The sequence below is a fragment of the Halosolutus amylolyticus genome (assembly GCF_023566055.1).
In the GTDB taxonomy this organism is placed as follows: domain Archaea; phylum Halobacteriota; class Halobacteria; order Halobacteriales; family Natrialbaceae; genus Halosolutus; species Halosolutus amylolyticus.
This window is the reverse complement of the sequence record NZ_JALIQP010000007.1, coordinates 1-22020: the sequence shown is the minus strand read 5'-3', so window position 1 is coordinate 22020 and position 22020 is coordinate 1. Positions and strand designations below refer to the sequence as shown.

General features: G+C 53.0%; 21 protein-coding genes and 1 pseudogene. 16 read left to right on the top strand and 6 right to left on the bottom strand.

Annotation, left to right across the window (positions count from 1 at the left end; all coding sequences use genetic code 11):
- Nucleotides 1–14: 14 nt before the first annotated feature.
- Complete coding sequence (locus MUN73_RS20525) at nt 15–1178, bottom strand: ABC transporter substrate-binding protein (RefSeq protein WP_250142389.1); 1164 nt, start codon at nt 1176–1178, stop codon at nt 15–17.
- A gap of 311 nt (nt 1179–1489) precedes the next feature.
- Here MUN73_RS20525 and MUN73_RS20520 point away from each other — a divergent pair, with 311 nt between their 5' ends.
- From MUN73_RS20520 to MUN73_RS20495, 6 genes are all read left to right on the top strand, one after another.
- Entirely contained in the window at nt 1490–1972 is a 483-nt protein-coding gene (locus tag MUN73_RS20520; RefSeq protein ID WP_250142388.1) for a MaoC family dehydratase, read from the top strand.
- Nucleotides 1969–2847 (top strand): HpcH/HpaI aldolase/citrate lyase family protein, encoded by an 879-nt coding sequence (locus tag MUN73_RS20515; RefSeq protein WP_250142387.1) that lies wholly within the window; start codon nt 1969–1971, stop codon nt 2845–2847. Before MUN73_RS20520 ends, MUN73_RS20515 begins: the two co-directional genes overlap by 4 nt.
- A gap of 58 nt (nt 2848–2905) precedes the next feature.
- The gene (locus MUN73_RS20510; RefSeq protein ID WP_250142386.1) at nt 2906–4084 is read left to right on the top strand and encodes a 3-hydroxyacyl-CoA dehydrogenase; all 1179 of its coding nucleotides are present in this window, start codon (nt 2906–2908) and stop codon (nt 4082–4084) included.
- 255 nt (nt 4085–4339) lie between these two features.
- On the top strand, nt 4340–5494 hold the full coding sequence (locus MUN73_RS20505; protein ID WP_250142385.1) for an acyl-CoA dehydrogenase family protein: 1155 nt from the start codon (nt 4340–4342) through the stop codon (nt 5492–5494).
- 97 nt (nt 5495–5591) lie between these two features.
- Nucleotides 5592–6359 (top strand): N-acyl homoserine lactonase family protein, encoded by a 768-nt coding sequence (locus MUN73_RS20500; RefSeq protein ID WP_250142384.1) that lies wholly within the window; start codon nt 5592–5594, stop codon nt 6357–6359.
- 76 nt (nt 6360–6435) lie between these two features.
- On the top strand, nt 6436–7404 hold the full coding sequence (locus MUN73_RS20495) for an LLM class flavin-dependent oxidoreductase (protein ID WP_250142383.1): 969 nt from the start codon (nt 6436–6438) through the stop codon (nt 7402–7404).
- Nucleotides 7405–7517: 113 nt separating this feature from the next.
- Here MUN73_RS20495 and MUN73_RS20490 read toward each other — a convergent pair whose 3' ends face one another.
- The gene (locus tag MUN73_RS20490; protein WP_250142382.1) at nt 7518–8501 is read right to left on the bottom strand and encodes an NADPH:quinone reductase; all 984 of its coding nucleotides are present in this window, start codon (nt 8499–8501) and stop codon (nt 7518–7520) included.
- 13 nt (nt 8502–8514) lie between these two features.
- Nucleotides 8515–9285: a carboxymuconolactone decarboxylase family protein gene (locus tag MUN73_RS20485; protein ID WP_250142381.1), complete on the bottom strand. Its 771-nt coding sequence runs from the start codon at nt 9283–9285 to the stop codon at nt 8515–8517.
- A 1571-nt stretch (nt 9286–10856) separates the two neighbouring features.
- Between MUN73_RS20485 and MUN73_RS20480 the strand changes: the two genes are divergently transcribed.
- The 8 genes from MUN73_RS20480 (at nt 10857) to MUN73_RS20445 (ending at nt 18271) form a co-directional block, all read left to right on the top strand.
- A complete protein-coding gene (locus MUN73_RS20480; RefSeq protein WP_250142380.1) occupies nt 10857–11564 on the top strand; it encodes a DUF120 domain-containing protein in 708 nt (235 codons plus the stop codon).
- The gene (gene ribB / locus MUN73_RS20475) at nt 11551–12249 is read left to right on the top strand and encodes a 3,4-dihydroxy-2-butanone-4-phosphate synthase (RefSeq protein ID WP_250142379.1); all 699 of its coding nucleotides are present in this window, start codon (nt 11551–11553) and stop codon (nt 12247–12249) included. Before MUN73_RS20480 ends, ribB begins: the two co-directional genes overlap by 14 nt.
- Before the next feature lie 131 nt (nt 12250–12380).
- A complete protein-coding gene (locus tag MUN73_RS20470) occupies nt 12381–12863 on the top strand; it encodes a flavin reductase family protein (protein ID WP_250142378.1) in 483 nt (160 codons plus the stop codon).
- Nucleotides 12864–13424: 561 nt separating this feature from the next.
- The gene (locus MUN73_RS20465) at nt 13425–13907 is read left to right on the top strand and encodes a nuclear transport factor 2 family protein (protein WP_250142377.1); all 483 of its coding nucleotides are present in this window, start codon (nt 13425–13427) and stop codon (nt 13905–13907) included.
- A 124-nt stretch (nt 13908–14031) separates the two neighbouring features.
- Nucleotides 14032–15084 carry an LLM class flavin-dependent oxidoreductase gene (locus tag MUN73_RS20460; protein ID WP_250142376.1) on the top strand — a complete coding sequence of 351 codons (1053 nt, stop codon included), beginning with the start codon at nt 14032–14034 and terminating at the stop codon, nt 15082–15084.
- Between the two features lie 200 nt (nt 15085–15284).
- On the top strand, nt 15285–16034 hold the full coding sequence (locus MUN73_RS20455; RefSeq protein WP_250142375.1) for an ABC transporter ATP-binding protein: 750 nt from the start codon (nt 15285–15287) through the stop codon (nt 16032–16034).
- Nucleotides 16031–16726 (top strand): ABC transporter ATP-binding protein, encoded by a 696-nt coding sequence (locus MUN73_RS20450; RefSeq protein ID WP_250142374.1) that lies wholly within the window; start codon nt 16031–16033, stop codon nt 16724–16726. Before MUN73_RS20455 ends, MUN73_RS20450 begins: the two co-directional genes overlap by 4 nt.
- A 327-nt stretch (nt 16727–17053) precedes the next feature.
- A complete protein-coding gene (locus tag MUN73_RS20445; protein ID WP_321575778.1) occupies nt 17054–18271 on the top strand; it encodes an ABC transporter substrate-binding protein in 1218 nt (405 codons plus the stop codon).
- Between the two features lie 152 nt (nt 18272–18423).
- On the opposite strand, the gene MUN73_RS20440 is transcribed toward MUN73_RS20445, so the two are convergent.
- Nucleotides 18424–19245 carry an IS5 family transposase gene (locus tag MUN73_RS20440; RefSeq protein ID WP_250142372.1) on the bottom strand — a complete coding sequence of 274 codons (822 nt, stop codon included), beginning with the start codon at nt 19243–19245 and terminating at the stop codon, nt 18424–18426.
- Nucleotides 19235–19528 carry a hypothetical protein gene (locus tag MUN73_RS20435; protein WP_250142371.1) on the bottom strand — a complete coding sequence of 98 codons (294 nt, stop codon included), beginning with the start codon at nt 19526–19528 and terminating at the stop codon, nt 19235–19237. The genes MUN73_RS20440 and MUN73_RS20435 overlap by 11 nt, the downstream gene beginning before the upstream one ends.
- Before the next feature lie 500 nt (nt 19529–20028).
- On the opposite strand from MUN73_RS20435, the gene MUN73_RS20430 reads away from it, so the two are divergent.
- The gene (locus tag MUN73_RS20430; RefSeq protein WP_250142370.1) at nt 20029–20310 is read left to right on the top strand and encodes a hypothetical protein; all 282 of its coding nucleotides are present in this window, start codon (nt 20029–20031) and stop codon (nt 20308–20310) included.
- A gap of 137 nt (nt 20311–20447) precedes the next feature.
- Here the strand turns inward: MUN73_RS20430 and MUN73_RS20425 are convergent.
- Nucleotides 20448–21265 (bottom strand): annotated as a pseudogene (locus tag MUN73_RS20425) (IS5 family transposase).
- Nucleotides 21266–21477: 212 nt separating this feature from the next.
- Between MUN73_RS20425 and MUN73_RS20420 the strand changes: the two are divergent.
- Nucleotides 21478–22020, top strand: a 543-nt coding sequence (locus tag MUN73_RS20420) for an electron transfer flavoprotein subunit beta/FixA family protein (RefSeq protein ID WP_250142369.1), incomplete at its 3' end; no start/stop codon positions are given.

Sequence of the window (22020 nt, the reverse complement as noted above, 5' to 3'; positions counted from 1 at the left end):
ATGACGACGGTCGCTTATGCGCCCATCACACGCGTCCAGAGATCGGCGTATTCTGCGTTTACCTCGGCGCTTTCTTCGATATTATTATAATCAGGTATGTCGTCTGGGACTCGGTCGCTGTCGTCGATGAAGTCGATTTGTTCCTGTGAAAGATCCAGTTCTTCAGCGTAGTCATCGAACGCAGAAATAGTCGGAGCAGTTGCGTGTTCAGTGAACAGTCGAACCTGGTTTTCGGGGCGAAGAGCCCAGTCGAGGAATGCTAACGCACCTCTTGGGTTGGGTGCCCCTGTCGGGATAAACATCTGTCCGTAATCCAGAACGCTTCCTTCCTGAGGAATCGTCCAATCGACTGGCGCGTCGTCCTGGAATCGAGAGAGCGATGCCCGGCCAGGCGTATTGACGGTCGCGACGATATCTTCACGGGACATCATCTCCTGTGCCATCGAAAAATCACCCCAGTACGTCTGATTGAGGTCCCGTTGTTGGACGAGTACCTCTTCAATTTCTTCGAAATCATCGGGATCGGTCGGATCCTGACCCGTGTATAGCGCAGCGATTCGGCATGGATAGGTGTGGAGTTGGCTGAGTGCGATGTCGCCTGCTAGATCCTCTTCCCAGAAGATGTCCCACGAATCCGGTGGTTCGTCGAAGTAGTCGGTATTGTATACTAGTGCTGGAGCCCAGTCACTAGAGTAACTAATTGCGACGACATCGCCGTCGTCGTTTGTGAAGTGTTCTTCGTCCAGTTCTTTCACTTCCTCGAGATTCGACTCCCACCCATCCATAATTTCTGTTGGAAGTGGCTCGAACCAATTGTTGTCGTCTTGGAGTCCTTCCTGGAGGATATTCGGTAGTCCGAATGAGACGTCAATCTCACTGTTGCCCTGGTTTAGTTCTGCTCGGACAGGTTGCGGGCTGGCGTGAAATGCATGATTGACGGACAAGCCGTATTCATCTTCGAACGAATCGGTAATCGCTTCCATCCAGCCGTTGAAGATGTGCCAGCTGTTTACAGAGCCTTCCGTCCCGTCCGGCGGAATTTCGGATGCTTCGATCGGACGGAATCCGTCGTTAGGGCCGTTGTTATCTCCGCCGAGACAGCCCGCGAGCCCCCCAGCTGCGCCAGCAGCCGTCATTGCCAAGATTTTTCGCCTATTCGGCTTGTCAGTAGTGAGCATACACCACTACCAATTCTGTCCCATATATTTAATTCTTTATCTGAACAGAGGGGAGAACACCGACAAATAACCCATCACACCTCCATGGATTATATTCGCCACCATGCTGTTATAATAAAATGCCACTGTCGATTTCGTGGACATGGAGTGTCACGAGAGCAAACGGGCTGTTACGATCCCAGACGTTGGCGGGTCGTTGGAACCTCAGAAAGTGGTCAGTCATCACACCGCGAGCGGATACCGATAAATCGATTTCGTTTGTGCAGGAAAAAGACAACGCTTATTTCCCAGATACGAAAACAATCATTGGTATGCGATACCAAGCACGTGGCAAGTACTACGAAGAGCTAGAAGTGGGTGATATCTACGAGCACCGGCCAGGACGAACGATGACCGAGTTCGACAATACGCTCTGGACGTTGTCATCACTGAATATGCAACCACTCCACCTTGACCGCCATTTTGCTGAGGAGACGGAGTTCGGCGAACGATTGATGAACAGTATGTTTACCCTTTCAGTGGTGGTCGGTGCGCAGGTAACTGACCTGACGATGGGAACGACGGTGGCCAATCTCGGGTTCGAAGAAATCTCGTTTCCACGTCCGGTTTTCGTCGGCGATACGGTATATTCTGAAACGGAAATTATCGACAAGCGAACTAGCGAGTCCCGCGATGACAGCGGCATCGTGACATTCGAGCACCGCGGTATCAATCAGGACGGCGAAACCGTCTGTTCGTGCACGCGGGTCGCGTTGATGAAGCACGCACCTGACGCCGCTGATCTCCAGACATGAAACCGGTTCGATCGCTGTTGTACGTACCTGCGAACAACTCGGAGTGGGTCGCTTCAGCCCCTACGAAGTACGAGGCTGACGCAATCATCTACGACCTCGAAGATGCTGTTCCACCCGAGGAAAAAGCGCACGCTCGAAACGTGCTTTCGGAAGCGTTGCCGGACGCCGCGTCCGAAGACACGGTATTCGCTGTTCGAGTGAATCCGCCGGATACCACCGAGTTCGACGCCGATATCGACGCTATTGTTCGAGAAGAGGTCGATGTGATCGTCGTACCGAAACTGTCTACCGTAGAAAACGTCGATCGGATAGCCCACGTTATCGACTATCTCGAGACGATCCGTGGTCTGGAGACGCCGATACAGATCGCGCTGCTTCCGGAGACAGCGTGGGGTTTTACCCGAACTGAAGAGTTGTGCGAGGCAACCGATAGAGTCAGCGCCCTGATTGGGGCCTCGAGTCGAGGCGGAGATATCGAACGAGCACTGGGTTTCGAATGGACGAAAGGAGCCGACGAACGTCGATTTTTCCTCTCGAAACTGCTGATGGAAGGACGAGCAGCAGGACTCAACCAGTTTATTGCCGGGCCGTGGCTCGACGTAGCGGATACCGACGGACTCACTGCCGAAGCCGAAATGGTCAAACAATACGGGTATACAGGCTTCCAGGTGGTCCATCCGGATCACGTTCCGATCGTAAACAACGTCTTCACACCCAGCGTGACTGAAGCCGAGGAGGCAAGGGAATTACTGTACGCATTCGACGAAAGCGATGACGACGGTGTCTTCCAGTTCGACGGTCAGATGGTAGATATCGCACACCGGAAGCGAGCGGCCCAAATAGTCGAACAGGCCAAAGCGTTCGACGTGTTGTAGCTGTTTACTCCCATTACCTATCGACGGAATTATGATGGATGAGCTAGGATTATCTCTCATGACGGTCGAAAGCATCCAGAACGTCACAGTCATTGGTGCCGGGACAATGGGCCACGGTATCGCGGAGATCACCGCGATGGCTGGATACTCGGTCACACTCCAGGACGTTGATTCGGACGCGCTCGCCGAAGGGTACCGACGTATCGAATGGAGTCTCGACAAGTTGGCGGAAAATGGAGTTATCGAGTCAGTAGATACGGTTGCCGGTCGTATCGACACGGAGACCGAAACAGCATCCGCAGTAAAAAACGCGGACGTCGTCATCGAAGCAGTCTCTGAGGATCTGGAGCTGAAGCGAACAATCTTCGAGGATATTGACGGCCACGCATCGACAGATGCCATTCTCGCGTCGAACACCTCGAGTCTCTCCGTGTCGAAGATAGCGAGCGAAATATCGCGACCGGAACGAGCGGTCGGTCTCCACTTCTTCAATCCGCCAGTGAAGATGGATCTCGTCGAGGTCATCTACGGTGCGAAAACGAGTGACCAGACAGTCGACAGGGCACTTTCGTTCGTCAACTCGCTCGACAAGAAGCCGATCGAGGTTCAAAAGGACGTATTCGGGTTCGTCGTAAACAACATACTGCACGGGTTCATCGACGAACCTGCGTGGATGGTTTCGCGTGGTGAGGCCACGATACCTGAAGCTGATGCTGCAATGGTACACTGTCGGAACTACCCGATGGGACCGTTCGAACTCGCCGATCTGTCCGGCATCGACATTGCATACGATGTTCGACAGGCGGGAGACATCCCGATACCACCAGTTATGCAAGAACGGGTTGACGCCGGCGAGTACGGCCGCAAGGCAGGCGTCGGGTACTACGATTACGAGAACGGTGACGGCCCGATGTATGAGCAGGGCGATGGCGTCACGTTCGATACGCTCCATGTCGAAGCCTGTATGGCCAACAAAGCTGCCGAACTACTTGAACAGGACGTCACCACTGTCGAAGATATAGATACAGGGATGCAACTGGGCGCAGGCTTTCCGGTTGGAATCTGTGAACGTGCTGATGAAATCGGCTTGGGGACGATCGTACAGAAGCTCTCTACGTTCCACGAAAAATACGGTGAAAGCCGCTACGAACCCGCCGAATACCTCGTCCAGTTGGTTGAGGAGGGTCATGCGGGGGTAGCAGCTGGAGCCGGATTCTACGAATACGATACCGAGTAATGTCGACCTTCCTAACTGATAACCAGGTATCTCACCCACCAAATATCAGAACTGACGATCAGGGAAAAGATACAACAGAACGATCGTAGCGGAGAAGAAAGGTGTTCGATTACCGCAGACACCCTGTGTCTGGATCACCTTCCTAAATCCGGCAGTTCATCGAAAAGCGACTGGAGTGATCGACTCGTTCGGCCGTACACTCGTCGGCGTAGGAAAGCTTATATAATTCGGCTAAGTCTATTATGATACCACACTATGCGTTTCGAACTAACGGAAGAACAGCGGCAAGTGCGAGATGCTATTCAGGTATTTGTCGAAGAGGAAGTCGAACCGGTCGCCAGGGAACTCGATCGCGGCCACGAGTATCCAGCGGAATTGCTCCAACAACTCGCAGACCAGGGGATCATGGGAACGACGTTGCCCCAGGAGTATGGTGGTCTGGGATACGGAATGGTCGAATATGCACTGATCATCGAGGAGCTTTCGAAAGGACTGATGGCGCTTGGAAGCGCGATCAATGTTCACGTTATCACCGCCTCGCTCATCCAGAAATACGGGAACGACTACCTCAAAGAGACCTATCTCCCCGAGATGGCGACGTACGATACGGTCGGAGCCTTCGGCCTGACCGAGCCAAACGCGGGAAGTGACAATGCAGCGATGGAGTGTCAGGCAGAGCGTGACGGTGACGAGTGGGTCATCAACGGTCAAAAACGCTGGATTACGAACTCACCGAATGCCGACGTCATTTCCGTGCTTGCGAAGACAGGCCCCGAAAGTGATCGGTACCACAACATAAGCGCGTTTCTCGTTCCAACCGATGCCGATGGTTTCGAAATCGGGAAAGAATGGGATACGCTCGGGCTCAATAGCGTCCAGTCCTGTGATCTCCATTTGAACGGCGTTTGCGTCCCGGAAGAACACCTGATCGGCGAGGAGAACGAAGGATTCATGCATGTGGTACAGGGCCTCAACGTCGGGCGCGTCAACGTCGCTGCACGGTGTTCGGGAATGGCACGTGCGGCCGTCGAAGACGCAACAGCGTATGCGAAAGAGCGAGAACAGTTCGGACAGCCGATCGGTGACTTTCAGGGGATTCGCTGGAAAATTGCAGAGATGGAAGTCAAGGCAGACATCGCTAACCTCCTTACCCTGCGAGCCGCGGACTTTGCTGACCGCGGCCATGGGGACAAGGGCCGGGAAGAGAGCATCGCCAAGCTGTATTCCAGCGAAGCAGCCGTCGAAAATGCCCATGAGGCGATTCAGATTCTTGGTGGGAACGGGTACACGAAAGAGTACAATCCCGAACGATATCTTCGCGATGCGCAGCTGTTGACGATCGGTGAAGGGACAAACGAAATTCACCGAAAGATCATCGCCGATCGCGTGCTCGGCCCGTCGAGTACGTGAGTAGGTCGCGACGATCCAATCGAGATTCTCGGCTCTTACACTCGACCTCCATACGATCCCGAGATTTTAATACGTTGATGGGAATACTAGGTAATGTATGAGCGAAACACAGCTGCATGCGTTAAACACGGCGAACTTGACGTTTCCATATACACCCGTTGTAGGTCTCGATACTGGATCATTCACGTGTTCGATTCCAGTCTACCTCATCGACCATCCCGAGGGTACCGTGCTGGTCGACACTGGACTCAACCACGAGCTCGTCGAGGATCCAGAAACGTACGGAGCTTCACATCTCGAGGGAATGGTTGCGGGAACAGATATAAAAAATACCCAGCCGCCGACCGCTCAGTTCGCGGATCTCGGGTACGAACCATCCGAGATCGATTACGTAATCCTCACCCACCTCCATTTCGACCACACCGGTTATATCGATGCGTTTCCCGAGGCCGAATTCGTCGTCCAGCGCGACGAACTTCAATACGCCTGGTGGCCGGAGAAAGAGCAACATCCGTTTTACCTCGTCGACGACTTTGCCCCGCTTCGGGAATACGACGTGAGCGCCATTAGCGGTGAGTACGATCTATTCGGCGACGGTAGTGTACGTTGCGTTCCTACACCTGGACACACACCCGGCCATCAGTCGGTGGCCGTGACTCTCGGTCCCAACGAAACGGTGATCTTGGCTGCTGACGTCGCCTACTGTCGCGAAGCGTACGAACAGGAGCTGTGGATGACGTTCGATTGGTCAGTCGAGAAGACACTCGAATCAATTCGATCGGTCAGACATATGGCCGCGACGGAGGGGGCAACCGTGAGCATCCTCCATGATCCGGCGGATTTAGAGCGGCTTACCGAGCACTGATGGGGGACCCGCCGCGGCGATTTCATCGGAGATTTTGAACGCAAAGACTTAATAGAACCGCTGTACGTCACTCTGTATGAAAATCGGCATATCCTTCCCATCGTTTGCCAGAGACGAGTTCGCAGTTCCGCCGGAGCGGCTGAAACAGTTCGCACAAACTGTAGAAGAAAATGGGTTCGGTGGTCTCTGGATGCCCGAACATCTCGTGCGTCCACCAACTTACAAAACGTCGTTTATGGATCCGCTGACGACAGTTGCGGAGATGGCCGGTGCGACCGAACGCTTACCGCTCGGGACCGGGATCCTCATTCTTCCACTTCGGAATCCAGTACTACTCGCAAAACGCGTCGCAACGGTCCAGTATCTTTCATCATGTCGAGTGACACTCGGTGTCGGGCTCGGTTACAATGAGGCGGAGTTCGATAGCGCAAACGTACCGTTCGAGGAGCGGTCGTCACGATTCACTGAAGGAATCGAACTGTTGTATCGCCTCCTCCACGAAGAGGAAGTCACCTTTGACGGCGACTATTATCAAGTGGAGAATCTAACGATCACGCCACGACTGAACCGCCCTCCAGAAATTCTGCTCGCAGGGAGTGGAGTCGATCGCGAGGATGGATCGCGATTCGTTCCTATGGCGATCAAAGAGCGAATGCGGTTCGCAGATGGGTGGCTAGCACCCGGGTTGACGGCAGACGAACTGGAACACGACTGGAAGGCGTTCGCGTCGTACCTGAAATCCGAAAACGAGGACCCGGCAGCATACGCCAAACTCGCCGTCAGTTACACTCATCTCGTTCCGAATGCGGATACCGAGCTGGCAAAAGAACGCCAGCTCAAGGTCTACCAGCAACATACGACGTGGCCGAAGGAACACTACGAAGAAAACTATATCATCGGAAGTATCGAAGACGTACGAGACGGGCTCAAGGAATACGAAAAACAGGGTTTTGACCAGGTCATTGCACTCACGTCAGCACACGACCTCGATGGTTTGGACAGGCAGCTAGATCTGTGGCCAAGACACTATCCGGAGTATTTCTGATCCCCGAAGGAGCAGTGAAACGCCTGCGTCCCCTTTTATTTTTATCTATATCTGAGGTTTAATTCCAAGTAATAGTGTATCGTTCCGTCCGTGTCGATACATCGGGGTTTGAGTTACGGAACCATCACGACTTTTCCGACGAAGCTCTCATTCGAGACGGTTCGCTGGGCGTCGGCCACTTCCTTTAGTTGAAACGTTTTCCAGACATCTACTGAGAGTCTGTTCTCCCGTAGTAGTGCAGCTATTCGCTCGAGTATCGTCCCAATGTTCCGGGTCAGGGAAACCGTATAGGGAACGATGGTGACGTTTTTCAGGAGTGCCGTCGAAATATCTATCCGTGGACTGTCCTCGTAGCCACCAATAATAGCAATCGTCCCGTGCTGATCGATTACGTCTACATCTAGCTGTAAATAGTCACCAACCCGATGGTCCAGAATGACGGCTGGACGGTTCGAACACTCCTCGAGAATGCCGTCGGCTAGATCCGGGCGACTGTAATCGAGCACTCGATCGGCACCTAGCTCACTGACTCGTTGTCGCTTCTCACGGTCACCAGCAGTGGCAACGACGTTCGCTCCCATCGTGGAGGCCAGTTGGACGGCAACGTGACCAACGCCACCACTTCCGCCATGAATCAGACAGGTCTCGCTTGGTTGCAACCCACCGTATCGGACCAGTGCCTCCCAAGCGGTCACCGCGACTGCAGGGATCGCTGCACCCGACTCGAAAGATACCGGCAACGGAAGGTGAGCTAGTCGGTCAGTGAGTGCGACGACGTTTTCAGCGTACGTTCCCTGCCGATCGGTGCCCGATCCAGGGACGTTCGAGTGAGGGATGTACCCGAACACTCGGTCGCCGGGCTCGAACCGATCGACGTCGTCACCGGTTCCTGTAACGATTCCGGCGACGTCTTTCCCGGGTATCAGGGGGAGTTCGTTGCGAAATGCCCCCGTTCGTCGGAGGATATCCGACGGGTTAATACCGATGCCTCGCACGTCGATCGAGACCTCCTGTTCGCGGGGGGTTAGGGGTTCAATCTCATCGACGCTACTGACTGATGGACCACCAAAATCGTGGTAGCGAACTGCCTTCATCATCAGCTCTTCCGCCTCAGTCGTCGTACTTGCCAGCTCTCCGTGCTTCCTCTGCCAGGACTGGGAGAGCGAACCGCATCGTATCGTACCCCTGGTGGTTAACAAACTCGAGAAGTTCGATGAGTTCGTCCCGGGTCGCGCCATGTTCGATGGCCGACTCGATATGAACTCGTGCACCCTTTGTGTACAGTTGGGTTGTGGACATATCTATCGCAATATAGATGAACTGTTTCAGCTTCGGGTCAAGTGACCAGTTTTTGCTGTGATGGCCCGAAACATCGGTGTGTTTTTCCAGGAATTCGTGATCGAGAGCGAGGAGGGGCTCCCAAAGTTCATGCCACCATCCACGACTCTCCTTGAAGTACTCGCGGACTCTGTCCTGTTCGGCACGTTCCTCATCCAACACGTCGTCCGGGAGACCGACTTCGTCTTCAAGCAGCGGCAACCCGTCGATTATGGTGTGCATCGATACGAACGTGATACTTTCAATTACGTCTACAATTTCGTCAACAGTGGCTCCTTCCTCGAACGCAAGCCGAATACTATCTCTGAGCCCCCCCTCGTAGAGATGTGTGACTGAAGCGTCGATCGCTACTCTGATGAGTGCTTTATTTTTTCGTGGGATCGCGTTATTTTCCCACGGGTGTGCAGCCAGTTCCAGATACTCCTCGAAGAGATCTGGGTCTAACCGAACCCACTCATCGTACGCTTCGGGCCAGTATCCGACACGCTCTACGTATTTGTTCTTGAGTTCTTGCTCTTTTTTACCGAGATCATCCGATGCCATGGTTCCAGTTAACAGTTGGGTAGAACCTTATAAATAATTAACCCACAGATCGTGTGCGAATTGAAGACCGTAGAGTCAAAGGAAGGTAACGGAACTGATAAGTGTTCTTCGGACGGAGGGTAAGCAATTTTGTTCGATAATACCGGATAACTACGAACGAATGTCTCCCTCACCGGCTCTAAATAACGATAGTTGCGCTACTCTCGTTAGCAATGACCCCCGAATCAGCGCCCGAACGGGATATATACGGCATTTCACCCGTGTGACGACACAAGTACGGTAATAGCGAACGTATACTGTGGTATGTTACCGAACAGCTGTTCAAACAAGGATCCAGGACACGCGATTGGTCGCCGCCGAATTACCTGATCTTCCCCGAGAATCACCCAGTCGACCGGCCACACCATCTCTTTACACTGGTGCTCTGCCCTTCAGAGACCAGCAACGAGATTTCTGTCGATGAGGCAATCATTCGCTGTTCTGTGGCCGGAGACTCTACTATTGATGCGACACAAAGTGTCCGGGCCGCTATCGGCGCCCCAAATTCACAATAGTACATTTGTAATATCTCACCTGCCCCAAAGATATTTACATTCGTACTTGTGTAAATATTCCTGGTCAGGTTGAATCATCTCCGGATACCTGTCGATAAGACAATCATTCGCTGTTCCGTGGCCGGAGACTCTACTATTGATGCGACACAAATTGTCCGAGTCGCTATCGGCGACTCCGAAGTTTACAATAGTACATTTGTAATGTCTTGCCTAACCCAGGTTTTTACATCCATACCTATGTAAATAAGGTCCCGGTCAGGTTGAATCTGCTCCGGTTGCCCGCCGGAGACGAGATCGACACTGACGAGACGACATTCACCAGACCGCAAGCGGGGGGACCGAGCCATAGGTAACAAAGCGAGACCAACACGACATTGGTATCCTTGCAGACCGAGTCAGGTACGACGGGACAGCCGTTCTGTAATGTCGTATATAGTCCGTATCGGGTGTTTAATAGGCTCTGTAATGGTCTTGTGGATTCTATCGGAAGCGATCGGAAGGCTTGCCACGTGTGAGACGGCGTCCTCGTCTCGAGTGTCGGATGTGACCACACGACGAGGAATTCGTTATTACAGAACGATTTGGTCGTGGACGGAGAGAGCGGTCGTAGCATGGAAAGAGCAACAGCTCGGTTCTAACTGTTGCCCGAGTAATAGTTCGATCGATCCGTGAGATACAGTGGCGACGAGGCAGTCACTGTGGACGTGAACCGACACCCTAGTACGGTTCTGCGATTGTAGAGGTGTGTCAGACAGGAGTGACGAACTCGGAAGAGCAACGAGAGTTCGAAGCGTGAATCCGATCGAATCCCTGGGATAATGATGGATAAATTTCATGACTTCGGACTGATTGCGTTATAGCGGGACGACAACTCGCTCACCATCTGGTCTGGAACCGTCACAACGCGCCGGAGTGGTAGGCGACCCAAAGTTTTATTGCGCCTGCTTCCCAAAATGATTACGGACGACAGAAATGATACGGCTGCCGTATCGGCCGTATCGTATACGCATCACAACCATGATTACGTTACACAGCCAGTCATACGAGATCGATTGTAACGAGTTGGCAACACTCAAACATCTTGCCATCGAAGGTGCATTAGACGCTCCGATAACCGTTTCAACTCGAAATCTTTCGAAGGCGCTCTCCGTATCGACCCAGACAATTTCCCGGCGACTGCGTGAACTCGAGTCTGCGGGCCTCATCTCACGCGAGATCGTTGCAGACGGACAGCGGTTAACACTCACGTCAGCGGGAACGGACGTTCTCATGCGCGAGTTTGAACAATACCAACAGATCTTCAATTCGAAATCACCGCTCATCTTCAAGGGAACGGTCACCGACGGATTGAACGAGGCGAGACACTACATCAGTCTCGACGGTTACAAGGAGCAATTCAAAAATCGTCTCGGCTACGAGCCATATCCGGGAACACTCAACGTTACACTCTCTCGGAGGGACGTTCCTGAACGATCGGTTCTCGAAGTCAAATCGGGGATCGATATCGATAGCTGGAGTGACGACGAGCGAACGTACGGTGCTGCAACGTGCTACGCTGCTCGGGTTGAGGCCGATTCCGAGGACGTTTTCGAGCCCGCACACGTGCTCGTTCCAGATCGGACACATCACGGTGAAGACGCTATCGAAATCATCGGTCCCGTCAGCTTTCGAGACGAACTCGAACTAACGAACGGAGATCACATAACGATCCATGTCACGGAGTAATTCCACTCATCACACCTGGGAGACATCGAACGTCACGGTTGACAGAGCCATTTCTGCATTTCGGGCTGGAAACCCCATCCTCATCCACGATCATGGTGATCGTGAGGGAGAGACCGATTTAGTGTATCCCGCAGGTGACGTTACGCCCGAATCCGTCGCTCGACTTCGGAACGACGCTGGCGGTCTTATTTGTGTGGCTCTCAGTGACCGGATCGCAGACGCCTGGGAGCTTCCATTCCTCGCTGACGAACTGACTCACTCTGCTACTGATTGTGATCACCGTGGATACGACGAACGGTCGTCATTTTCGCTGACCGTGAACCATCGGGACACCTACACAGGGATCACAGACGAAGACAGGGCACTGACCATCAGCGAGCTCGGGGCTGCAGCTCTCAAGCCGGTGCAGGTTAGCTTCGAAACGACGTTCCAAGTGCCTGGTCACGTTCACCTCCTACGAGGTGCCCCGGATAATCTTGACGATCGGCAGGGACACACGGAACTGGCAATTGCAGTGGCCACGGCGGCAAACCGCGCCCCTGCTGCAGTCGTCTGTGAAATGCTTGACGACGAAACGGGTGACGCACTGTCACCCGAAGACGCCAAAGTATATGGAAAGAAGAACGGTATTCCGTATGTTGAGGGAGCTGATATCATCCGAACAGTCACTCAAAGTTCCCAGTGACTGCTCCACTCGTATACCGTCGATGCTCCGTAGCGATCCGCGAGAGACAGTTTCAAGTATCGGTATCTGGGATAGCACGACGTTCACACCCAAATCTATAAGTAAACTCTCACAAAACGTAGCCCGTATCAATGATCGACGGCAGCAGTTTTCGAGAAACGCTTGGTTCATTCGCGACCGGCGTAACGGTAGTCACGATGAACCACGACGGCGTCGACCACGCGATGACGGTGAACTCGTTCACTTCTGTGTCCCTCGATCCGCCATTAGTTCAGTACAACGCAGACAAAGGGACAACCTCACACGATTTCACACGGAAAGCGAAGAACTTCGCGGTGAATATTCTAGCGGAGGACCAACAGGAGATTTCTGATCGGTTTGCTGGTGCACACAAGGAGATGGACGATCCGTTCGAAGATCTAGCGACCCGAAGAGAGGAAACTGGAGCACTAGTCTTCGAAAACACCCTGGGATACGTCGATTGTGAACTCTTCGAGAGTTATGACGGAGGCGATCACACGATTTACGTTGGTGAGGTGCAGTCAGCGGACACGAACCGATCCGGGGCGAAACCGCTGACGTTTTTCCGCGGAGAGTACGGGACGATCGAGTAGTCGGCTAACGTTCCCTGCAACGCCGCTGAAACGACGTCGTTGCAATCGAATGGACACTGATGTACACGATCGAGTCGAAGACACACCTGCCCGCACGGGCATTGCCTCCTGTCTGCTTTTGGTAACATCTCACGATCCAATTGTCACTCGGATCCTCACTCTGACAACAGCAAGTCGGTTCGGGTTTCATAACTATCGGCGATCGACCTTCGACTCCGTTTCTATCGGCGCAGTTGAGATGCGTCGAACCCACGATCAACTTTCGATGGCGATGAAAGTGTTTCACGTCGCTATGGCTTCGAGAGAGCACCTACGAACACAGTTATGTGATCCAATCGTCGAACAGCCGTCTGCTGCGATCGTGTTACCGTTGGCACGTTTGGCAGTACCGTCGGCACGTTTGGCAGTCGAGTTTCGATCGAACGCTCGGTTGACCGCCACGAACTGGGCGAACACCAGCTATTCACCGTCACTGCTTGCGGGCCTCTCGTCACAAGAAGGGGACGCCCTTGCTATCCGAGCGGGGAAATGTATAAGTGTATTTTTGACAAAGTACTTGTCATGGATATCGAAGATCGGATTCGACGTCTGGAAGCGAAAGAAGCTATCCGGAAGTTGCGGTACGAGTACGCCTCGACCGTCGACACTCACAACTGGGACCGTTTTATCACTCTGTTTACTGAAGACGCAACGATCGAATTTCCACAGCAGAACGTTGAGCAAACGCCCTTTATCGGCCGTGACGAAATAGAATCGTTCGGCCGATTGATGGACGAACTCCTCACATTTTCAGCACATATGATGCATAATCCGCTGATCGACGTCGATGGCGACGAGGCGAGTGGAATCTGGTACGTAGCGGTTCCGGAGGTGACACCAGACGGACCGGTGCTGATCCAGGGTCGATACGAGGACCAGTATCGTTGTACTTCAGATGGGTGGAAATTCGATTCAACGGAGATTTATTACGATTACCGGGTTAGTCCTGACGAGGGCTGGGACTTAAACGCGGTTGAGGAGTGGCGAGGACGAGATCGCCCTTGAGACTCCAAATAAAGATCGGAGCAGGACGCGTCGATGAGACTAGGAGTATGAATCGGAAGGTGAGCCAGACACGAACCGAAAACGAGAGCGAAAATTTAAGTAATCATAAATATAGGACAGTATTATGGAGTTTGGATATGGAATACTGAGTGCGCAGAATCCGCCGGGGTCGGGAAAAACGAACGCTGGCGTCTACCAGGAGATCGTCGACCTAGTACAAGTAGCGGAAGAGTCAGATTTCGACGCTGCATGGACGGCAGAACACCACTTTATGCCTGACGGGCATTCGCCCTCCCCACTGACCCTCTGTGCCGGATTGGCAACGGCAACCGAAACGATCGATATCGGTACATGCGTTCTCCTTGCACCGTTTCGGCATCCGATAAAACTCGCCGAAGATGCGGCAACAGTCGACCTGTTATCTGACGGGCGGTTCAATCTCGGAATCGGCGCGGGGTACATGGAACGAGAGTTCGACGTGTTCGACGTGTCCATGAAAGAGCGTGCAAAACACGTGGCCGAGACGATTCACATCTGTCGAGAAGCGTGGACCGAAGGCCCGGTGTCCCACGATGGTGATCTCTATCAGTACAGTGATCTGGAAGTCGAACCGAAGCCAGCTTCTGAAAATGGCCCACCTATCTATCTCGGGGGGACCTCTCAGCAAGCAGTGGACAGGGCTGCCTTCCGTGGGGATGGGTTCATCGGAAACGCGAACATGGGCTGGGAACCGTCAGATGCAGGTGCCGGCGAAGACGGCTTCGACCATTGGGGAGACCAGTCGAACTATATTGCGGCTGAACACGACGTCGATATGGACGACTTCCTCGTTGGAATCCTGAACTACTGTTACGTGGCCGAAACCGACGAGGAGGCCTGGGAGACGATGCTTCCGTCGTTCCTCTACACACGTAGAGCATATGCCGAACACTCGAAAGATCGTGATCCTGACGAGTTCACTTTAGAAAATCTGGGTGAAGAACGAATCGAGCGGCTGAAAGAAAATCTGCTCGTCGGGAGTCCCGAAACGATAGTCGAACGCCTTCGAGAGGCCGAACGGGGGGCGGCCTGTGACATTCATATGCTGTTACGAATGTGGCAGCCGAAACTAAACTTCGAGGAGAACGCGAGATCGATTCGACTGTTCGGAGAGGAGGTCATTCCAGAACTCTCCTGACACATTACAGTTGTATCAAATTCGGATTGGGGTGCTATCCATCGACGAAGCAACTCAGCTGACCGGTTGTCTGTGACGACGAGTCGACCAGAGACACGAGTGCAACGGGGAGCAAAATTGGAGGTACACAACTCATATGCTATCATTTGGGCAAACATAGTCGGTAGATTTTTTATATTTCAGATCTAGTCGGATACTAGATGTCCAACATATTGTTTAGATGCGATAAACTAACAAAAAAGTTCGGGGCTGTTACTGCGATCGATTCAGTCAGTTTCGAACTCGAAGACGGAGAGATTCGGGCGTTGATTGGGCCGAACGGAGCAGGGAAAACGACGCTTTTTAATTTGCTCACGGGGCGGCTCGACCCGACAGCAGGAGACGTGTACTTTCGAGAAGAGTCGATCACCAACCTGTCACCCGAGTCTATCGTCGAAAAAGGAGTCGCGCGCTCATTCCAGATAACGAATATTTTTAATGAGTTTGAGGTCGTGGAAAACGTACAAGTCTCGCTCGTCGCTAGAGACGGTCAAGGGTGGGACGTACTTCACAACATGAGCGGGCTAAAGCGGTATCACGACGAGGCAATGGAGATACTCGAGCGCGTTGGCCTCGACGAAAAGTACAATCATCCAGCTAAATCATTATCCCACGGTGAGAAACGAGCTCTAGAGCTCGCTATCGTGCTGGCTCGAGATCCGGAAGTACTGTTGTTAGACGAGCCAACAGCGGGGATGAGCCAGGTCGAGATCGATGAGTTGCTCGAGTTAATAACCAGTCTGGCAAACGAGTTCACGATCCTGATCGTCGAGCACAACATGGACGTAGTGATGACCGTTGCAGAGACGGTAATGGTTCTCCATAATGGCCAGTTTCTCGCGGAAGGAACACCGGAGACGATTCAACGGGACGAAACTGTGCGCGATGCGTACCTCGGAGGAGAGGTATGACAATGCTTTCGATTGATGCTATCGACACGTATTACGGGCAGAGTCAGGCACTGAAGAACGTCTCTCTCGAGGTAAACGACGGAGAAGTCGTCACGATTCTCGGTCGAAATGGAGCGGGGAAAACAACGACGCTCAAAAGTGTAATTGGGTTCAACGAACCGCGGCGCGGATCGATTACATTCAAGGGAGAGGATATTACCCACAAGGAACCTTATGAGCGGATTCAGGCCGGTCTCGGGTACGTCCCTGAAGACAGGGAGGTATGGGGAAAGCTAACTGTCGAAGAAAATTTAAAGATACCAGCAGATCGCGGCGGTAACCGGACGATAGAGGACATCTATGCGGTCTTTCCGAAGCTCGAGAAGCTCGCGTCGAACAACGCAGAGAACTTGAGCGGAGGAGAACAACAGATGCTCGCAATTGGACGAGGAATGCTCGGTGGGACCGAACTACTATTGCTCGACGAGGCGAGCGAAGGGCTCGCTCCAAAGATCGTCGACGACGTGCGAAGAGCACTTCACGAACTCAAAGACGAGTTGACGATCCTCATGGTCGAGCAAAACGTGAAACTCGCGCTGGATCTTGCAGACCGGTGCTACATACTCGTTAACGGCGAAATCGTATACGATGGGGCAGCGACGGAGTTAGAAAACAGCCCGGAGATCATTGAGCAACACATTAGTGTCGACTAATTCATACGTTGTGTAGTGGTCTTGGTTTCGTCACCTGAGTTCGACTACTATTGACATCACGATATTGTCGGATGCTCGTTCACGAGGTAGCTTCGCTATCTCGGATTCAATCGCTATCGTCTCGGATATACCGTCTCGTTTTCGAGGAGCGATCCTGTCGTAGATTTTGCTTTGGAGTGTCTACGCCCGTGTAGTGGCGAACAGGATACAGTTCCGGGTCGGCGTCGCATTCGTCGTGACTGATCCTGAATCTACTGGACGTCCGTCGATGACACAGTTTCCCAAACAATTATAGTTCATGCCCGAACATTGGTACTGTATAACACTATGACGAGGAGAAGAGACGTACTTAGATCGATGGGGACAGTAACGGCGTCCGCCGGTGCAGTTGGGTTGGCCGGATGCACACAGGAGAACAGTTCGAGCGGCGATTCCACGATGAGAATAGGGATGGCAATACCGCTTACGGGGACTATCGGTCCGGTAGGAATCTCTATGGAAGACGGTACCGAAATAGCAAAAAACCGGTTCGAAAGTGAACACGACGATTTCGAAATTGAGTTGGTTGCACAAGATACCCAATACGAACCCGAACAAGGAGTCCGTGCGGCCCGAGAATTGATTGAGCAAGAAAACGTCGACGTCCTGATTGGGCCTGCCAATTCCGCCAGTGCACAGCAGGCCGGTGAAGTTGCGATGCAAAACGAAGTGATTCAAATGAACCCGGCAGCATCCGCAAACCACCTGACTGCGGAAGAATGTCGTGAGAATCACTTCAGAACTATTCTTAACTCGGATATGGAACAAATAATCACAACAAGACACGCATTAGATAATTTTGGTCCCCGAATGTCTCTGCTGACAGTGAACAATACCTATGGGCAGGCGGTACGCGATGCGACCCACGAGATCGTCGAACAGGATGGTGGCGAAATTGTCGACGATCTTCAGGTGGCACCTGATACACAGGACGTAACCGCACAGGTGGAAACACTCAGAAACACGGACGCTGATAGCATCATGATTCGAGTGCTAGGCAACGCGAGTCCGGCATTTCACCGCCAGGCACACGAAGTTGGACTGCCAGACGAGTATCCGATGTCGACGTCCGTTCTATTTACCGAAATCAAAGCGCTCGGCGAATATCTCGAAGGATATCATGCATGGAGCTTCTTCTCCTGGGAAGACGACGAAGACGAAAACGTTCAGCAGTTCACTGAAGATTTCCAAGCAGTGAGCGACGATCACGAACATCCATGGAACCATACTGCTTCTGCGTATTGGGCTGCACTCCTACCTGCGTTAGCGGCAGTAGAGCAGGGGTCGATGGCGTACGACGATCTCGTTTCGGGACTCAAAGGAATCGAACACGACGATCCAGTGCCGATTAAACTACGTGAATGTGACCATCAGGCACAAATCCCGATGCAGGTCGTCGAGCTTGTCGGGTCTGATGAATACGAACATCCCGTTCGAGAGCCAATCAATACCGTCAGCATGGAAGATAGCCTCTTCCCCTGTGAAGAGTACGACTGTACAATGTAGGTCAAGCATTGACCGCTATCGGTGATTTGCTACTCGGTATTGTGGGCTGATCATACCGCCTATACTGCTTCGTAGGATCGCTAGCCGGGGCTTGATTTCGGTGTCGCCACTGATCCAGCCGCAAGTTAGAAACCGAGACACGGCGGTTGTTCCTACGGATATCTCACCGTTCGGCGAAGATTATAGACGGCACATTTGAGCACCATCTCACGAAACTCAAGATGCCAGCTTCGCGCACGCACGGCGGAGCCGAGCGTGCGCTTGAGGCTTGAGAAGACGGTTTCAACCATCCAGCGACGGTTGTATCGATCACGATCCATGCGGACGTTATGCGCGTGATCGAGCGCCCAGTAGATGCGATGTTTAATCAGTGGCCGAATCCCGTGTGCGCGAAGTTCGTCTCGGAACGCTTTGTCGTCGTAACCACGGTCTGCGGCCACTGAGAGCAGGTCACCCGCATTTCGGCGGGTGACCTGCAGGCCGATTCTGAAATCGGATGGAGTTTTCGCCGAGACGTGGACGTCGGTGACGTACAGCGTTTCGACGTCAACTAAGGCGGTGACTTTCAGCGTCCGAACGCGGTAATGCGCCCGCTGGGCGTAGTGGCGTGAGGGCTGGTCACGGTCGAACCCCGTTGAATCGATGGCAGCGTGGCCAGTGCGTTTCTCGGCTGATTCGCGGAGAAACGCACGGTACGTCTTCATCGGGATCTGTTCGAACCAGTCACGGAGAACGGTGAAGTGAGGGAGACGTGTGAGCCCGATTTCTTCGAGAATGCCGGGCATTTCGCTCAGAAGGTCGATCGTCTGGCGGTAGGACTTCCCCAGCTCGATTCTCAGTGCATGCAGCGTGAGCATCGCCCATTCGGCGAACCCGCCTCCTCCTTCGGGATCGGCGGGTTCGTCTGGGTTCTCGACAGCCTCTTTAGCTTTCGTGACGCATTCTCGGGTGAAGCGGCGGATTTCAGAACTCACAACACTCTGCCGCTTCGCTTTCTACGCAGATAACGAGATTGCGGCGACGCCGGCTAGCGATCCTACAGAGCAGCCTATACAGCACGACAAACGCGACGAATACGACGATAATTTCGATTGAGGCATCTATCCATCTTGCATATGGAACACCGAGTTCCAACAGAAGCATACCGATAGCCTGTCCAACAAAGGCCATCGAAAAGAGAACTTCAAATCCGAGGATGAAGTTCAGACCGAAATCATCTTCAATTGGATTCTGGCCGTACACAAATATTCTAACCATATCTGCATAAGTCTTTTTTCTCCTCTCACCGCTTAGTTTGTTCGTGTAGTGAGCAGTAGTTTCACGAGAAGAAATTCTAAAGAGGAGGATATCAATAGAGCCACTACAACAGACATCTCCGAACTCCCGTTATTGCAACGCGTGCGTATTTCGTTCGCTATCATTCATTTTGGCGAGACAGTCCAGCCAGCGGCATCCGCTGGCTTGGGCGCGTCGGACGCCGGTATAACTACGACCAGTCAGATCGGGTACTGCCTGATCACCCACCACTTGAGAAAGTGCTGAACTGCTATCCACCGCTTATCAACGCACTGATCGCATTCGAGCGGAAGTTGGCTGTTAGTCGGTATCTCCAACTGGACGACTGACGTCGTCTCTTAGGACTGATACCACGTGTTGTCGCCATCAGGAAATCTCTCAAGTTTTAAATTGAGGATGGTTGTCACAGGTTTATCACCGGTGCACTTTTGTAGTGACGGATAGGAAATATGGTGTGTGGTATGTCAACCAAGAATGTCGGGCAAGCAGAGATAGCTGTACTCAAATGGCTTGCATTGAAGGGTGCACTCGATACTGATATCAATACATCTTACGAGGAAGTTGGTGGAGAGATTGATGCGTCAAGCCAGACTGCATCGCGAAGACTACAACAACTCGAAAATGCAGGGTTTATAGAGCGAGAGACGACCAACAATGGCCAGTTCATCGAAATAACTGGAGAGGGTGAACAAACACTCTTGACCGAGTACAAGAGTTACCAGCGCATTTTTAAAGAAACTTGAGGTGGGTACAACACATGGGGCAAACACGATATCTATAGAAGGTATTAGAATCCTTCGTAGGATCGCTAGACGAGACTTGATTTCGGCGTTTTCATTCACTCGGTCGAGGAGGAGAAACCGAGAGACTGCGGGCAATCTTACGGAAACTTAACCGTTCGTCGAAGATTGTAGACGGCACATTTGAGCACCATCTCACGGAATTTGAGGTTTTAGCTTCGCGCACGCACGACGGAGCTGAGCGTGCAATTGATGCTCGAGAAGACAGTTTCAACCATCCAGCGATGATTGTACAAGCGCCGGTCAATCCATGCGTTGTGCACTTTATCGAGCGATGAGTAGATCCGGAGAGGGAATCAATGGACGGGTTTGATCTGACCGGCGCTCATCTCGGAACGGTTTCCCGTCGTATGCTCTGTCAGCCGAGAGTGACCGCAGATCCACGGCGTTACGCCGCGTGACCTGCGGCCGATCTTCGCGTCGTGTTTCTTCGTCGTCGTGCAGTGAACGTTGTAGACGTACAGTGATTTCACGTCCATGAGAGCGGTGACTTTGAGCGAGCGGATGCGGTAGTGCTTGCAGTTGGCGTAGTACCGTGAAGATCGATCGTAGTCGAAGCCAGGCGAGTCGATTGCACGTGGCCATTGCGTTTCTCGGCGAATCAGCCGAGAAATGCACGGTAGGTCTCCATCGGAATTTATTCGAATCAGTCACGGAGGACAGTAAAGCGAGGGAGGCGCGTGAGACCAATCTCTTCAAGGATACCGGGCATTTCGCTGAGCAGATCGATTGTCTAGCGGTAAGATTTCCCCAGCTCGATTCGGAGTACTTGCAGGGAGAGTATCGCACATTCGGCGAACCCGCCACCCCTTCGGGGTCAACGGGGGGTCCGGGTTCTCGACAACGCTTTAGCGTTCGCGACCGATTCTCGGGTGAAGAGGCGGAATTCCGAAGTCACAACACTCTACCTCTTCGTTTTCTACGGATCACCTACTGCATCTCCATTACTAGCTGGCGTATAAAGTACTTATGTGCGTGTTGATGTTCAGATTTGTATATAAAGGCGGCAAAACCAACGCGGACTTCTCGATAGCGCTCTCCGGTGGTTAGCTAACCAGTACTTTGGAAGGATTTATTTCATATGCCGAATAAACCTCTATGGAGGACGTAATGAAGGTACTTGTTACTGTTGCTGAGGTAAAAACTATCAGCGATGAGTTCGAAATCGAGGGAGCCGACATCGCCGACCAGTACCTCGGTGCCGATCTCAACGAGTGGGACGACTACGCCATCGAAGAGGCCGTCCAGCTCCAGGAAGACGGCATCGCCGACGAGGTGGTCACGGTGACGATCGGTCCCGAAGACTGCGAACAGACCATTCGCCAGGCGCTCGCGAAAGGTGCCGATCGCGCCGTTCGCGTCTGGGACGACGCCCTCGAGGACGTCGACCTGCTCGACGTCGGCGCGAAGACCGAGATCCTCCGCGCCGCCGTCGAGGAGGAGGATCCGGACCTCGTGCTCACGGGTGTCCAGGCCGGCGACGACAGCTTCGCCGCGACCGGCGTCTCGCTGGCCGAGGACCTCGGCTTCGAGTGGGGTGCGGTCGTCAACCACCTGGAACACGATTTCGACGACGACACCGCTTCGGTCCGCCGCGAACTCGAAGGCGGCGTCGAGGAACTCACCGAGATCGAACTCCCCGCCGTGCTGACG

Bases quoted from the DNA above. Each gene is read 5' to 3' on its own strand.
- MUN73_RS20525 (WP_250142389.1), bottom strand. From the start codon at position 1,178: ATGCTCACTACTGACAAGCCGAATAGGCGAAAAATCTTGGCAATGACG.
- ribB (WP_250142379.1), top strand. From the start codon at position 11,551: ATGTCACGGAGTAATTCCACTCATCACACCTGGGAGACATCGAACGTC.
- MUN73_RS20500 (WP_250142384.1), top strand. From the start codon at position 5,592: ATGAGCGAAACACAGCTGCATGCGTTAAACACGGCGAACTTGACGTTT.
- MUN73_RS20490 (WP_250142382.1), bottom strand. From the start codon at position 8,501: ATGATGAAGGCAGTTCGCTACCACGATTTTGGTGGTCCATCAGTCAGT.
- MUN73_RS20480 (WP_250142380.1), top strand. From the start codon at position 10,857: ATGATTACGTTACACAGCCAGTCATACGAGATCGATTGTAACGAGTTG.
- MUN73_RS20485 (WP_250142381.1), bottom strand. From the start codon at position 9,285: ATGGCATCGGATGATCTCGGTAAAAAAGAGCAAGAACTCAAGAACAAA.
- MUN73_RS20495 (WP_250142383.1), top strand. From the start codon at position 6,436: ATGAAAATCGGCATATCCTTCCCATCGTTTGCCAGAGACGAGTTCGCA.
- MUN73_RS20455 (WP_250142375.1), top strand. From the start codon at position 15,285: ATGTCCAACATATTGTTTAGATGCGATAAACTAACAAAAAAGTTCGGG.
- MUN73_RS20450 (WP_250142374.1), top strand. From the start codon at position 16,031: ATGACAATGCTTTCGATTGATGCTATCGACACGTATTACGGGCAGAGT.
- MUN73_RS20460 (WP_250142376.1), top strand. From the start codon at position 14,032: ATGGAGTTTGGATATGGAATACTGAGTGCGCAGAATCCGCCGGGGTCG.
- MUN73_RS20510 (WP_250142386.1), top strand. From the start codon at position 2,906: ATGACGGTCGAAAGCATCCAGAACGTCACAGTCATTGGTGCCGGGACA.
- MUN73_RS20430 (WP_250142370.1), top strand. From the start codon at position 20,029: ATGTCAACCAAGAATGTCGGGCAAGCAGAGATAGCTGTACTCAAATGG.
- MUN73_RS20505 (WP_250142385.1), top strand. From the start codon at position 4,340: ATGCGTTTCGAACTAACGGAAGAACAGCGGCAAGTGCGAGATGCTATT.
- MUN73_RS20445 (WP_321575778.1), top strand. From the start codon at position 17,054: ATGACGAGGAGAAGAGACGTACTTAGATCGATGGGGACAGTAACGGCG.
- MUN73_RS20435 (WP_250142371.1), bottom strand. From the start codon at position 19,528: ATGGTTAGAATATTTGTGTACGGCCAGAATCCAATTGAAGATGATTTC.
- MUN73_RS20520 (WP_250142388.1), top strand. From the start codon at position 1,490: ATGCGATACCAAGCACGTGGCAAGTACTACGAAGAGCTAGAAGTGGGT.
- MUN73_RS20465 (WP_250142377.1), top strand. From the start codon at position 13,425: ATGGATATCGAAGATCGGATTCGACGTCTGGAAGCGAAAGAAGCTATC.
- MUN73_RS20470 (WP_250142378.1), top strand. From the start codon at position 12,381: ATGATCGACGGCAGCAGTTTTCGAGAAACGCTTGGTTCATTCGCGACC.
- MUN73_RS20515 (WP_250142387.1), top strand. From the start codon at position 1,969: ATGAAACCGGTTCGATCGCTGTTGTACGTACCTGCGAACAACTCGGAG.